This window comes from uncultured Winogradskyella sp., from assembly GCF_947498005.1.
In the GTDB taxonomy this organism is placed as follows: domain Bacteria; phylum Bacteroidota; class Bacteroidia; order Flavobacteriales; family Flavobacteriaceae; genus Winogradskyella.
This window is the reverse complement of record NZ_CANMIW010000003.1, coordinates 146743-160931: the sequence shown is the minus strand read 5'-3', so window position 1 is coordinate 160931 and position 14189 is coordinate 146743. Positions and strand designations below refer to the sequence as shown.

Sequence of the window (14189 nt, the reverse complement as noted above, 5' to 3'; positions counted from 1 at the left end):
ATATATAATACCTAATGTGATGCACTATAAATGACAGGTATCTGACCTTTCCATTTTGCCCATAAGCTATCATCTGTAATTAAACTAGCCATAAAATGACCTACATTAATTCGACTTACTTTTCCGGCATTAAAAATGGCACTTCGTGTTGGCGACTTGTAAACCTCATATTCAGAGACTTCGTCTTCGTTAATTAATCCGTCTGGCCGCACTGCTGTCCACTCTATTGCAGTATTATTTTGCCCAATTTCAGTTCTTAAATAATCTGCTGCTGCTTCATTATCTACATGAGGTGGTAATAATATACGAAGCAACCCAATGACACATTTTTGTGCAAATGAAATAGGTTCATTGAGATCTCTATTTCTATTTCCCGTAGTGTTCATTAGAACAAACTTTATTGGCGTTTGTGGATTGTTTGCTTTTATGGCGTTGCATAACCGTTTTGTAGCATCTGTAACCAATTTTCTTGGTTGTCCGTAAATTCCTTTCCACGTTAGATTATGTCCAAGGCAAGATGCCACTGCATTACAACCCCTTACAATATTGCACATTTCGCTATCACTTAAATCTAAAACACTTGCAGAAATTATTTGAATATGAGCATCGTTTTGCCATGATTTTGGTAATTTTTCTGGTGACCTAACGATGACTTTAACTTTATGTTTTTGAAGACGTAATTGTTCTACTAATTTTTGTCCTGTGGCACCACTTGCGCCTACTACTAAAACTGTCATACTGATTTTGATTGATTCATTGATTGATTGATTGATTGATGATCTATTTTTATTTCTATAAATTCTCTTTTACTGCCTTTCTCCAAAAGTATAACCCAAAAACAAAGGTTACTATGGCGAACATAATTCCGTTTTCGCCAAGCCAATGTTCAGTTCCTTCTACTTTTATGGTTAGCGAAGGCATTATTTTTTGGATATAGACATTACTTACGGCGTGAAAAATTACGGCAGGCCACAGGCTTTTAGATTTAAAAGTGTAGTAAGTCATAACAAATGACATAGAAATGATTACAATAAAGAATGTTATGAATTCTAATAACACATTACTACTATAGTAAACCAACAGTGGCCAATGCCACGCAGCCCATATAATTCCACTAAAAATAGAAACACCAGTAAAGGACAGTACTTTTCTTAATTCATATATAAAAAATCCTCTCCATCCTATTTCTTCTCCTAAAGTTGTTGCCGAAGCTCTTATCACTTCAACAGTGCCTAATAAAATAATAGCGATGATTGTTATTGCTGTTGGGCTTAAAGTTCCTATGCCAAACAAACCAAGCTCTTTTCCCCATTCTGTAATTACGTCTTCATTAGCTAAGCTTCCGAATCCAAAAATCCAGATTAATAAATATGTGATTACGCCATATACGGCAGGCACAAAATAGGACCATCGTATATATTTCCAATCTCCCCAATTCCAGTTTAAAGATGAAATTTTACGTCCTTTAATTTTTAAAGTAATAATTGCAGCTATTGCAGGACACCACATAATTGCTCCAACATAGATTCTTGATGGATATAAATTGACTATGGCATAATGAAAAGGTGAAGTTAATGCAATTACAAGCCCGAGAAATATAAAAATTGTTTTCCAGGTTTTATATTTACTTTCGATTGATTCTGTCATGATTGATTGATTTATTTATAAATCGACGAGATACTTCTAAATTTGTTACAGCGTTGCACAAATAGTGCTTTTACTCCTTTGCCTTCCGTAAAATTTTCACAACACGACTATGTGTTATTTCTAATAAATTCCATTGGTAACCTTCAAAATCCGTTGTATTCATAAATTGAATAACTACAGCATCAATATCTTTATGGTATTCTGCCATACATTGATAACCAGCTGCCAATCCACCATGATTAAATTCATAAAGTGATGCGTAAATTTTCACTTCTTCCTCATTAAGTAAGCTACCATCATTTAAAGCTCTTAAGAATATCCCAACATCTTCTGCTGTGGCTATCATACCTTGGTCTTCTGTTTTAAAATCGTCATCTAAACCAACATAATACCCACTCATCACGTTATCCAAATTTTTCACTTCACTAATTGAACCAAACGTATTATTGAGACCAAGAGGTGTAAAAATTCTCTTTTTAAAATAGTCTTGTCGGTTAAGACCTGTTACATTTTCAATTATTCTAGAAAGCAATAAATAATTGGTATTAGAATAGCCGTATTCTTGGTCTGGTTCAAAGTTTTCTGGTAGATCTAGCGCATATTTAAGCACGTCTATATTGGTGTTAGGTTGGTTTTCCCAATACTCTGGATTATCAGTAAAATTAGGAATGCCGCTTCGGTGCTGAACCATCATCCTCACTGTAATTTTATCTGAATTCTCTATTCTATCTTTAAGCTCAGGAAAATAATATGCTACAGTTTCATCCAAAGAAATTTGGTCCTCGTTAACTAATTGACTAATGGACACAGCAACGTACAACTTACTAATACTCGCAATTTTGAATAAGGCATCAGGTCTGGCAGGTATTTTCTCTTTTGTATTATGATATCCTGCGGTATAAAATGCTGGTGGTTTTCCGGCTTCATCTACATATACAATAACACCATCGAACCCATAACTCAATGATTGCTCTACTTGCGCTTGAACTGTCTCTGGTAAAGGTAGAATCCATGCTTTTAATAATATCCAAGGGACAAACCATAAGGAAATAAAGGTACTAAGAAGTAACAATACTCTAAATACTTGCTTGCCTTTGCTAGTTTTCCTTTTTATATTTTCCATAATTCTAACTAAAAAAATATTAATATTAGTCAAAAATATGTTAACTGTAAATGAAAGTGTATTATATAATTCTGAACTGTACGATAAGTATGATGAATTGTTATTATTATTATTATTTACGTTGGATTAATTTTAAAGTAAAAAATTATTAATTTTATAATATAGTTTTTATCATCATTCTATTTTACTTCCTTTATATTTTAATTAAGAAATAGCTAATTTGTATAATAAATAGAAGATAGTTAATTATTAAAAATTCAGTTTTGATTAACAAATTTATTGATAATTTCTAAATTTAATTTGGGGTTAGCCCCTTCACTTCCTGCTACTAATGCACCAACAGCGCAAGCAATGTTAATCGCTTCTTGAGGATTCTTACTGTTTATTAAATAATCAACTAAAGTTGCTAAGAAAGAGTCTCCCGCACCTACTGTATCTATAACTTCAATTTGGTAACCACTGTTATAGTAAAATTTTTCGTTATAATAAAGAATAGCCCCATGTTTACCTTTGGTAACACAAATAGATTGTGTATTTGTAATCGAGGCTATGTATTTTATATTTTGTTCTAAAGAATGCGTTTTTGAATTTAAAGCTTTGCCAATTTCAAAAATTTCGTCATCATTAAATTTAATAAAATCTGCTTCATTCATTAAATATTTTAATAAATCAATAGTGTAATAAGGTTCTCTTAAATTTATATCGAATATTTTATATTTAGCTATTTTTAATAACTGATATAATGTGTTTCTAGATGTATCATCTCTTGCAACCAAACTACCATAAATAAAGGCATCTGCATTTTTTACGCTATGTTTTGCACTTTCTGTTAATTGAATATTATCCCACGCTCTCGGAAATTTTATGTCGTAAGAAGCCGAACCTTTTTGGTTCAGTATAACTTTTACATTTCCTGTTTTTAACTTCTCATTAACCTGTAAATTATCGGTATTTATACCTTGATCTAATAAAAACGTATTTATTTTATCCCCTCTTTTATCTTTACCAATACAACTAATTATTTCAACATTGTTACCTAGTGATTGTAACCGTATGGCAACATTTAATGGAGCTCCTCCAATTTTTTTATGCTTTGGAAATACATCCCAGAGCACTTCTCCATAACAAACCAAGTCTTTCATTTATATTTCGTTTAATATAGTACTGTTAATATCTATTATACTTTTTTGTATGCCATACGCTGAAATATTTTTGTAAGCATTTGTATATGTGCTGACAAAAATCGGATCGTTTTTTAGATTTGAAAAAATGGTTTCTAATTCTAAAAACTCTTCAGGTTTTTCTTTTGCTAATATTGCTTTTTCATTTAATGACTCTTTCATAACATCAATAATGTTCAATTCTTTTCCATATTGATTTTTACCTAAACTATATTTTGCCCATGCAGCAATCAAAAAAGCTGCATGCTTAATACTTCCTTTATATTTTAATTGGGATTTTATAGTTGGTATAATAAATATTGGGATTTTAGCAGAACTTTGGGAACAAATTCTATCAATCTGATCTTTTATGTATTCATTTCCAAAACGCTGCACTAATGAATGTTTGTAGTTTTTAAGATTAATACCATTTAAATTGTCTAAGGTGGGAGTCACTTCGTTACCCATATAAATTCTTAGAAAATTACTAATTGATGCATTACTAACGGACTCATCAATAGTAGTATACCCCATTAAAGCTCCCAAAATCCCTAAAATTGAATGACCAGCATTAAGTAAACTTAACTTCATTTTTTCATAAGGCTCTACATTTTTAACAAATTGCGCTTCTACATTTTCCCATTGTGGTCTACCAGCAATAAAATTATCTTCGATAACCCATTGCTTAAATGGTTCGCAAACAACTGGCCATTCATCTTCAATACCAGTATCTTCTTTTAGTTTGGATATATCTAATGGCGAAGTTACAGGTGTTATCCTGTCTACCATACTGTTTGGAAAAGAGACATTGTTTTTAACCCAAGTCAGAATTTCTGGGGCAGCAACCTCAATATAACTTAAAACCATTTTTTTAGTAATGTGACCATTTCCTTGAATATTATCACAAGATTGAATAGTTACACCACTTCTATCTGTTTCTTTCCTTAATTTTAAGGCTTGAGTTAAAAATCCAAAAATTGTTTTTGGAGCTTTTGGATTATCAAGATCGTGTATAATATTTGGGTTTTTAAACTCAAATTCTCCTGTCGATTCATTATAATTATAACCGCCTTCTGTAATAGTTAGAGAAATTATTTTTACATCTGGATGCGCCATTTTTTCAATAACAACCATTGGGTTTTCTGGAGCATATAAATACTCTACGATAGAACCTATTACACGTCTAGTTAATGAACCGTCTAGTTCTTTTAGTATTAAAGTATATAATCCATCTTGGTCTTTAAGCGTATTATATATTTTTTGATCAAAGTCTAATAAAGCTACACCGCAAATTCCCCAATCAGTAACAGAATTATCGTGTAATAATTGATCTGTGTAAAGTGCCTGATGTGCTCTATGAAAGCCACCAACACCAACATGAACTATCCCTGTTTTTACTTTAGATCTATCATACTTAGGGATAGAAACGATCTCGCTAAATTGAGATATATTTTGATTGTTTAATTTAAAATTTTTCATTGAGAATTCTTGAATAATTAAAAGTTATTTATTGTCAAAACGTTGCAATAACACTGCAAAAATTATAATTGCCCCTTTTACAACTTGTTGCGGATAAGATGGTACATTTAATAAATTAAGTATATTTCCTATGAGACCTAAAATTAAAACACCCATTAAAGTATTTATAGCAGATCCTTTACCTCCATTTAGACTAGCACCACCAATAACAACAGCAGCTATAGCATCTAATTCCCATGCCATACCCATATTTGGGGATCCTAAATTTGTTCTAGAAGCAACAATAATTGCTGCAATTGCAGCTAATGAGCCAGAAATAGCATAAACTAAAAATTTATATTTATTTACTTTGATACCAGATAATCGTGAAGCTTCTTCGTTACTTCCCATCGCTATAATGAGTCGTCCGAAGACATTAAATCTTAACATCACAGCGGCAAAAGCTACGATAATGAAAAATACAAGAGCAATATTTGGAATACCTAAAATAGAATTATTTGCAAAATTAGACATGAATTCTCCTCCAGGTGTCTTAAAAGTAATTGGTGAACCTTTTGAATAAATAAAACCTAAGCCACGAGCAACAGTCATAAGTGCTAATGTGGCTATAAATGGTGCCATTTTTTGAAAAGCAACGAGATAACCAGCAACACTGCCTAATGAAAATCCTATTATAATGGTAAGTACAATTGCAATAGGTAAGACAACTGTATTGACTAATATAGCAAATGTAACAGCTAACAATGCTACCATAGATCCTACGGATAAATCAATACCACCAGTTAAAATAACAATTAGCATACCTATACTAATTATTCCAATACCTGAAACTTGTTTTAATAAGTTAGATAAATTTACTGATGTAAAAAACACATCTGATATTACTGCTGAAAAAACAACCAGTAATATGAAAATAAATATTGTATTATATTTTATTAAAAACTTTAGTATGCCACCAGGACTACTAAATTGTTCTTTTATAGTTAAAGCCATAATTTCGTTTATTTAATGAATTATTATTTAATTGGTTCTCCAATAGAATAGCGCAAAATATTTTCTTCAGAGAATTTCTCTTTTGCTAATTCTCCATAAATAGTACCTTTATGCATTACAAGTATCCTGTCTGAAATCCCCATTATTTCTGGCATATCTGAAGAAATAACTATTACGCCAACCCCTTTCTTAGCGACTTCGTTAATTAGGTTGTAAATTTCTACTTTTGCACCAACATCTACACCACGAGTTGGTTCATCAATAAGAATTATCTTACTATCAATACTTAACCATTTTGCTAAGGCTACTTTTTGCTGATTTCCACCAGATAGATTTTTAACATCAACCTCGGAGTTTGGAGCCTTAATGTTTAACTTATCTATTAGACCTAAAACTTTTTTATACTCTTTATCTGTATTAATAAAGCCTAGTTTACCGGAAATAGATCTAAAGCTAGTAACACTTATATTTCTTCTTATAGATAACGGTAAAAAGACTCCTTCTTCTTTTCGGTCTTCTGAAACAAAACCAATCTCTTGAGCAACCGCATCTACAGGTGATTTAGTTTTTATTTCTTTACCATCTAACATTAAAATTCCAGACTTTTTCTTGTCTGCTCCAAAAATAAGTTTTGCTGTTTCTGTTCTCCCACTTCCCCCTAAACCAGCAATTCCAAGTACTTCCCCTGGTTTAACATTAAAAGAAACATTATGAACTAGGTTATCTCTTGCTGTTAAATTTTTAACTTCGAAAATAGGATTATTACCGATTTTCGCATCACGTTTAGGATATAAGTCAGTAAGCTCTCTACCAATCATTAATCTAATTACGCCATCAGTGTTTGTTTCTGCTGTTGACATACTTCCTGTATCAAGTCCATCTCTTAGAACGGTAACAGAGTCTGCAATTTTAAATATTTCTTCTAAATGATGAGAAATGTAAATAATTGAGATTCCTTTTTCTTTTAGTCTGAATAGGTTGTCGAATAATTTTTGAGTGTCAGTAGGGTCAAAAACAGTAGTTGGTTCATCTAAAATGAGAACTTTAGTGTCTTCTGATAATGCTTTTGCAATTTCTACGACTTGTTTTTGAACAATACTTAATTCTCGCACTTTTGCGGAAGCATCAATTTCAAAACCTAAAGAGTCGATTAGTTCTTGTGCATCTTTAATGAGTTGTTTCCAGTTCATCCAAAATTTACTTGCACCTAATTTGTGTAAATAAATATTTTCTGCAACTGATAAATCATTTACTAAAGATAGCTCTTGATATACTACGCTAATACCTAAAACCTGCCCGTCGTGGGTGTTTTTAGGATTAATTTCTTTTCCATTAAGCAATACTTTGCCACCGTCTTTTTGATGGACACCACTTAATATTTTTACCAATGTTGATTTGCCAGCTCCATTTTCGCCAAGTAAAGCATGGATTTCTCCGTGCTCTACTTTTAAATTTACATTTTCGAGTACTGAAACAACACCAAAACTCTTTGATATTCCGGTCATTTCAACTCGGTATTCACTTTCTGAATTATTCATATCAAATAAGTTTTATATTAAAATAATGCTTTTGGGTTGTAATACTTTGCTGCGTTTTCTTTAGTGATTAATAATGGTGGTGTAAATGAGGTTTTAGGAAAATCTCTTTTTCCATTCATATATTGAATAGCGTATTCAACAGCATTTTTGCCAATTTGAACTGGACTATTCATTGCTGTGCAACCGTAAAAATCTGTATCCATTATATATTTTATAGCTTCTTTTTGTCCATCAGCTCCTGCTACAATTAAAATATCATCAGTTTTTCCGGCTTGCTTAATTGCTTTAATAGCACCTAATACACAAACATCAGACTCTGTAATAACTACATTAATATCAGGATGGGCAACTAAAACATCTTCCATTGCTTTTAAACCACCAGCATACGACCACTCGGTATACATCTGCGTTCTTACATCTAAATTAATTTTTCCTTGTGTTCTTAGTTGTTCTTCTGTAATACCTTCTAATAAACCTTGCTTACGTGTTCTTCCTACAGGATTACCAGCATTACCACTTAATAAAGCTATATTCATTTTTTTATTTCCAAACTTTTTAGCAGCCCATTCTCCTGCTAAAGCTCCATTTGCGTGATTATTTGACTGAATAGTGGTTACAAAATCCGCAGATGGATCAATAGAACTATCGATAATAAATACAGGAATCCCAGCTGCTTTAGCTATTTTAGTTACACCTACTAATGCATCTGGATCTTTAGGATTTAATAATAAAGCATCTACGCCTTTGGTTATTAAATCCTCTACTGCAGCAATTTGTTTGTTTATATCATTTTGGCCATCAGCTGACAAAAATGTCATTCCATTTTTTTCTGTACTAGCTTTTATACTCTGTAATAAAGCTTGGTAATAAGGTGCATTTAATGAAGGTGTTGCATATCCTATTTTCTTTCCTTTTAAGTCTATAGTACTTTTTACAACTTCACTTGTGTCTTCAGCACTATTTACATTTTCGTCGGTTGTAGCTGTTTGTTCTACACAACCAGTTAAGTTTACCATCAATGCTAATACCATTATTGGTAATAACATACTTTTTAAAGCGGATTTAAAATTTAGTGTTTTCATAATTGTTGTCTTTATATTATTGTTTGTTTATTGTTGTTTGTTTATTGTTTTTTAAAATAAAGTAATATCTAATTGTAGTACTGTTTTTTGCTTTTCTGGATTCCACATAGCAGTAACTTCCACTGGTAGCTTATAACCAATAACATCTACGTCTTTAGCTAAAGCGAGACCTACATTAATAATATTCCCTTTATGTTGCGTGTAAAACGTATTATCTGTATGAAAAGACCAAGCTCCACCTACAAAACCACTCAATTTATAGCCTTCTTTTTCATAAAGAGTAGCTTTTACTTCAGCGTAGTTAGTCCAACTATCTTCTAAATTACCATTTGCATCGTATAATAAGGCTCCACTTGAATCTTTGGCAACATCTTGAGATTGACCAAAAAGTATGATACCATAATATACTGAGAATTTATTAAAATTATAGCCAAAATTTACATCAACAAAATTATAGCTAGTTGTCTTGTCGTATGCCCAATAATGAAGTTTTTCTCCTCGCTCTTCAACTCCTGTATAATTATTATGTGTTACTATCTCTGTAAAAAACTTATCCGTAAATCTATACACCGCATAAATTGAAAATTCCTTATAAGAATTGCCAGAAGTACCAAAACTACTTCCTCCCCAAAAACCAAAAGTAAACTTCTTATTTCTAGTATTATATTCTAAATTAGTTGCAAATATTGGACCCGATTGCACAACGAATCCATGCCAGGTATGCATGTTTTTTAAATGAGCTCCAAACTTAAATGGCTTATAATTTTCCATCATTGTAGAATCAGATTTGTCGTTTTCAAATTGTTCGATTTTTTCATCTTGAGCATCAGCAAATGTTATGCATAGGAGCATTATTAAACAAAATAAAATCGATTTAGTTGGGGATTTAGATTTAAGTTGAAAATTTACATTAATTAATGATAGATCATCACTACGCCTTTTAAAATTTGTTTCCATATTATATTAGTTTATTAGTTAGTTTTTATAAACGTCATAAGTACGCTTATTTTTCAAATGTACTGTAAAAAAATAGTAATTACCAAATTATTTGTAATTTTTTTGTGTTTATGATAATATATTGTTGTTAAATAATTAATATGTTAAGTTTTTATTGTATTTGGTGTAATATACATTTAATGTATTTTTGACGTTTATTAATTATTGTTTTTTTTGAAGTAAACAAAACATTTAGTTATTTTTGTATTTAAATTAGTTTATGGAATTCGAAAAAATATTGAATATATCTGTGGATTGTGTTGTTTTTGGATATGATCTAAAAACTAAGTCTTTAAATGTTTTATTAATAAAACGTTATCTAGAATCTAAAAACGAAATCTTGGTAGATGATTATGTGTTAACTGGATATCATGTTTATCAACATGAAACTTTAGATGAGACGGCAACTAGAGTTCTAAAAGAATTAACAGGTTTAACTAATCAATATAAAAAACAGTTTAAAGCATTTGGAAGTCCAGATCGATTAATGGGTGACAAAGATCTCGTTTGGATTAAAAATGAAGAATTTAATCTGAGAACAATTACAATAGCCTATTACTTTTTATTAAAAACAGAAGATGTAGATTTAAACAAAAACAAGTATAGAGCAAAGTGGTTTCCTATTAATGATTTACCAGAACTTGGTTTCGATCATAAAAATATTATTTTAGAAGCGTATGAAGATTTAAAGGTAAAATGTTTGTCTGAGCCAATTATTTTTAAATTACTTCCAGATAAATTTACTATCAATGAGGTTCAGGATTTATATCAATCTATTCTTGGTATAGATATTGATAACAGAAACTTTAGAAGAAAACTAATTAATAAAAAATACATAATTGCTTTAGATGAGAAACAAGTTGGTATATCTAAAAAACCTTCACAACTATATATGTTTAGTGTAGATATTTATGATAAAATGTTTCAGAAAAATTATTTAATTAGTATGTAATTAAAGTGTTTATGGCTAAAATTATTTTTAAAGTGCTTAGATCTTCAGTTACTGTAACACCAATAATATTGCCAATAGATTTTTTATAGGTTATAGTTAAATCCGTGTAATAAGCATCGCTCCCAAATTCATTTTTTATATCATTTTCTATATCCGAAAAACCGTCTGCAATTGCTGGTTGTTTTTCTGAGCCTCCTCCACATGCAATTAGAGAAGAGAAGCCTATTACAAGCACCATTTTGTAGGTTACTTTTTTCAATTGATTTCGTTTTAAATTGGGTTTAATTGATTGCATAAAATATTGTAGGTTTTAATTATATGGATCAAACTTATTTAATTGTTAACACCAAAACCGCTATAAACATTGTGTTTGTGACGGATACCCTATAAATTAGTGATGAAACTTTTATTTTAATTGATTAAAAGAATGTGTTTTACAACGGAAAAACATGACCGTTTAGCCTGAGCGCTAGAAGAAAGTATGTCTTTAGAAAAAAAATTGACTTAGAAGTGTATTTTATCTAATTGATCTAAAAAAGTTTCTCCAACCGGAATAGTTTGCTCCTTTATGGTTACTGAATTTTTAGATTTGCCAGTAACTTTATCTATTCTAATAATATAAGACTGTGGATACGCAAATATTCTAATGCGTATGGTGTTGTAGCTATAAAGTTTCCAATTTTACAACGTATGGTGTAGGTTTTAGAAACTGTAAAAATGTCTAAATAATTACCTGAAGATTTAATGTATAATATTGCGTTAGTTGGTATTTTAATATCCTCGCCATTCATTCTTATTTCTAAAAATTTATCATCGCCTTTTAACCTCTTTACAAGTAAACGAATAAATTCTCTTGTAATATCTTTATTATAAGACAGCACTCTTATTTTAAAGAAAAGATAGACTAAACCAACAAAGGCAATAAAACAAAAACTATAAAACCATGCAGATTTTCAAAATGGTGGTTTTATAATAAATTTATATTCTATTTGTTCTTCTGTAAAGCAAGTATTTCCAATACAAGCTTTAACCTGAAATGTGTATGTGCCATGACTTAGGTTAAGAAAACTTATAATTCGGCTTTTAGAAGTGTTCCAAGATTGGTCAACTTCTTTTAATCTATATTGATATTCTATATTACTATTATTGGCGAAAGAAATACCTTGAACTAAAAGCGTAATTTTGTTTTCTTTATAAGATAATTTAGGTGTATCCTCATTAAGATAATCTTTATCATTAACAGTAACTTTTTCTAATTTTAAATAACTAGAATTAATTTCTTTATAGTCCAAAGCGCGTTTTGGAAAATAACATAATCCATCCTTTGTACCAACCCATAAGGTGTCGTTTATAATTTCAACATCTTCTACTTCCTTACTTAATAAACCAGCATTTTTATCAATACTTGTAATATTAAAACCATACTCATTAAACGCTACTCGGTTTAAACCTTTATTTGTACATGCCCAAATAGTGGAATCATTGTCTACAAAAATTTCTTTAATTACATCACTTGTAAGACCTTCTTTTGTTGAGATGTTATATACGTCCTTTCCATAAACTACAATACCTTTTCCTTGCGTAGCGATATATACCAATTCTCCGTTTTTACTCAAATCAATGTCTTCTACTCTATAGTTTAATAATTCGGATTGATGAGATAAAGTCACTAAACTGTCTTTATGCTTCTTAAACAATCCAAAAGGTGTTCCTATTAAAGTATCTTTTTTATAAATACAGACATCTTGTACACGTTTGGGAAGTTTTATAAGTTCATTTTTTCTTAAATCTAATAAACCATTTGGGTTACTCGCATATATAGTTTGGTTAATTACGGGTTCTGATAATTTGGTTAAATAGAAATCATGCTGTGTTTCATGGTTAAACTCAAATAAATTATTTCTGGCTGTATATATTGTATTAAGAATGGAATCATATTCTACATAAGCAGCTGAAGGTGCATTAGATGTATTCGATTTTGTATAGGTTATCGTTTTATCAGAAGTAATTGTGGCTACCGTTCCATTTCTAAAACCAACGATGAGATCTTTATTTTTTCTTATTAAAGAATTTATATGAGACGAAGTGTTACCATTAGGAAATAAATTAATAGAAACTAATGGATTCTTAATATAGTAAACACCTGAATTTGAGGTTGTAAACCAATAACCACCTTCGTGATCAATTAAGAAATTAGTAACCGATTTACCTTTTAAAAATGCTTTGACAACCTCACCTTTGTCATTTAATATTTTACTACCACCAAATAAATAGCCAATAAAAAACTGTGTACTATCTATTACTTTTATGCCAAGTGCTTTGCTATTAGAGTTCCTTAATTTAATGTGTTTTTTATCACTAATAATTTCAATGGAATCTCCATCCATAAAAATGGCTTTTTTATTAGGTATGAACCAAGAAGCATATAAGTGTGTTCCAATACCTCTTCTTTTGTAAAACCGATTAGATAAGACGTCCTTATCTGAAGACGTAAAATAAGATATAGATTCTTCAGAGTATTTATTTAGAACAACGTAGCGCTCTGGAAAAAAATCAAAACGAAAATAAGCATCACTAGTATGTTTTTTTGGTAACTTCTCCATCTTTGCTAATCAGTAACTCGCCATTTATATTTGTACCACCAATATGTATTGTATTAGTTTCATCAATAAAACAACTTTTTATAATACTCGAAGGACTAAATTCCTTTTGTAACCTGTTATTGTACTTATATGCAGTAAATCCATCAAAAGTTTCGTTAAAATAAAACAACGCTTGATTATGATAGGTATAGCACCAAATTTGACCATTTGTTTGTGGGTAAAAACGAAGTACTACATTGCCTGGTAGTCCATCGTTAATGTCAAAGTTTTTAAATTCATAACCATTATAAAGAGACAATCCTTTATCTGTAGCAAACCAAATATTTCCATCCTTACCTTGATAGACATCATAAATTTCAGAACTTGGCAAACCTTCATCAACGCCATAGTGTTTATAAATGGATTCCTGCGCATTACTAAAGAAAAATATAGTTAGTAATAAAACAACTAAAAATGAATGTTTATAGTTAATCAACACATAAGGTTTTTACAAAAATACTATTTTTAATAGCATACAAATATCTACAACAAAAACGTTTAAAATATTCATCACTATTATTGATGTGTTCGTCACAAACTCAATGAATTCAATTATTAAAGTGAAAATCCAAATTCA

14 protein-coding genes are annotated in these 14189 nt (G+C 30.4%); 1 reads left to right on the top strand and 13 read right to left on the bottom strand.

Going from position 1 to position 14189, the window contains the following annotated elements:
- Window positions 1–11: 11 nt before the first annotated feature.
- The 9 genes from Q0891_RS06525 to Q0891_RS06485 all read right to left on the bottom strand — a co-directional run bounded on the left by Q0891_RS06525 (window position 12) and on the right by Q0891_RS06485 (window position 9979).
- Window positions 12–737, bottom strand: a complete 726-nt coding sequence (locus tag Q0891_RS06525; RefSeq protein ID WP_299099952.1) for an NAD(P)-dependent oxidoreductase — start codon at window positions 735–737, stop codon at window positions 12–14.
- A gap of 55 nt (window positions 738–792) precedes the next feature.
- A complete protein-coding gene (locus tag Q0891_RS06520) occupies window positions 793–1647 on the bottom strand; it encodes a type II CAAX endopeptidase family protein (protein ID WP_299099950.1) in 855 nt (284 codons plus the stop codon).
- Between the two features lie 70 nt (window positions 1648–1717).
- Window positions 1718–2770 carry a serine hydrolase gene (locus Q0891_RS06515; protein ID WP_299099949.1) on the bottom strand — a complete coding sequence of 351 codons (1053 nt, stop codon included), beginning with the start codon at window positions 2768–2770 and terminating at the stop codon, window positions 1718–1720.
- Window positions 2771–3027: 257 nt separating this feature from the next.
- The gene (locus tag Q0891_RS06510) at window positions 3028–3912 is read right to left on the bottom strand and encodes a carbohydrate kinase family protein (RefSeq protein ID WP_299099947.1); all 885 of its coding nucleotides are present in this window, start codon (window positions 3910–3912) and stop codon (window positions 3028–3030) included.
- Window positions 3913–5409, bottom strand: a complete 1497-nt coding sequence (locus tag Q0891_RS06505) for a mannitol dehydrogenase family protein (RefSeq protein WP_299099945.1) — start codon at window positions 5407–5409, stop codon at window positions 3913–3915. It lies immediately after the preceding gene.
- A gap of 24 nt (window positions 5410–5433) precedes the next feature.
- Window positions 5434–6402 (bottom strand): ABC transporter permease, encoded by a 969-nt coding sequence (locus Q0891_RS06500; protein WP_299099943.1) that lies wholly within the window; start codon window positions 6400–6402, stop codon window positions 5434–5436.
- 23 nt (window positions 6403–6425) lie between these two features.
- Window positions 6426–7940, bottom strand: a complete 1515-nt coding sequence (locus Q0891_RS06495) for a sugar ABC transporter ATP-binding protein (RefSeq protein ID WP_299099941.1) — start codon at window positions 7938–7940, stop codon at window positions 6426–6428.
- A 17-nt stretch (window positions 7941–7957) separates the two neighbouring features.
- Window positions 7958–9022, bottom strand: a complete 1065-nt coding sequence (locus Q0891_RS06490; protein WP_299099939.1) for a substrate-binding domain-containing protein — start codon at window positions 9020–9022, stop codon at window positions 7958–7960.
- 51 nt (window positions 9023–9073) lie between these two features.
- Window positions 9074–9979, bottom strand: coding sequence for a hypothetical protein (locus tag Q0891_RS06485; RefSeq protein ID WP_299099937.1), 906 nt, complete (start codon window positions 9977–9979; stop codon window positions 9074–9076).
- Between the two features lie 259 nt (window positions 9980–10238).
- Between Q0891_RS06485 and Q0891_RS06480 the strand changes: the two genes are divergently transcribed.
- A complete protein-coding gene (locus tag Q0891_RS06480) occupies window positions 10239–10970 on the top strand; it encodes an NUDIX domain-containing protein (protein WP_299099935.1) in 732 nt (243 codons plus the stop codon).
- Here the strand turns inward: Q0891_RS06480 and Q0891_RS06475 are convergent.
- From Q0891_RS06475 to Q0891_RS06460, 4 genes are all read right to left on the bottom strand, one after another.
- Entirely contained in the window at window positions 10960–11265 is a 306-nt protein-coding gene (locus Q0891_RS06475; protein WP_299099933.1) for a hypothetical protein, read from the bottom strand. The genes Q0891_RS06480 and Q0891_RS06475 overlap by 11 nt on opposite strands.
- A 310-nt stretch (window positions 11266–11575) precedes the next feature.
- The gene (locus tag Q0891_RS06470) at window positions 11576–11851 is read right to left on the bottom strand and encodes a hypothetical protein (RefSeq protein ID WP_299099931.1); all 276 of its coding nucleotides are present in this window, start codon (window positions 11849–11851) and stop codon (window positions 11576–11578) included.
- A gap of 72 nt (window positions 11852–11923) precedes the next feature.
- The gene (locus Q0891_RS06465; RefSeq protein WP_299099929.1) at window positions 11924–13573 is read right to left on the bottom strand and encodes a triple tyrosine motif-containing protein; all 1650 of its coding nucleotides are present in this window, start codon (window positions 13571–13573) and stop codon (window positions 11924–11926) included.
- A complete protein-coding gene (locus Q0891_RS06460) occupies window positions 13545–14048 on the bottom strand; it encodes a two-component regulator propeller domain-containing protein (RefSeq protein ID WP_299099927.1) in 504 nt (167 codons plus the stop codon). The genes Q0891_RS06465 and Q0891_RS06460 overlap by 29 nt, the downstream gene beginning before the upstream one ends.
- Window positions 14049–14189 lie beyond the last annotated feature (141 nt).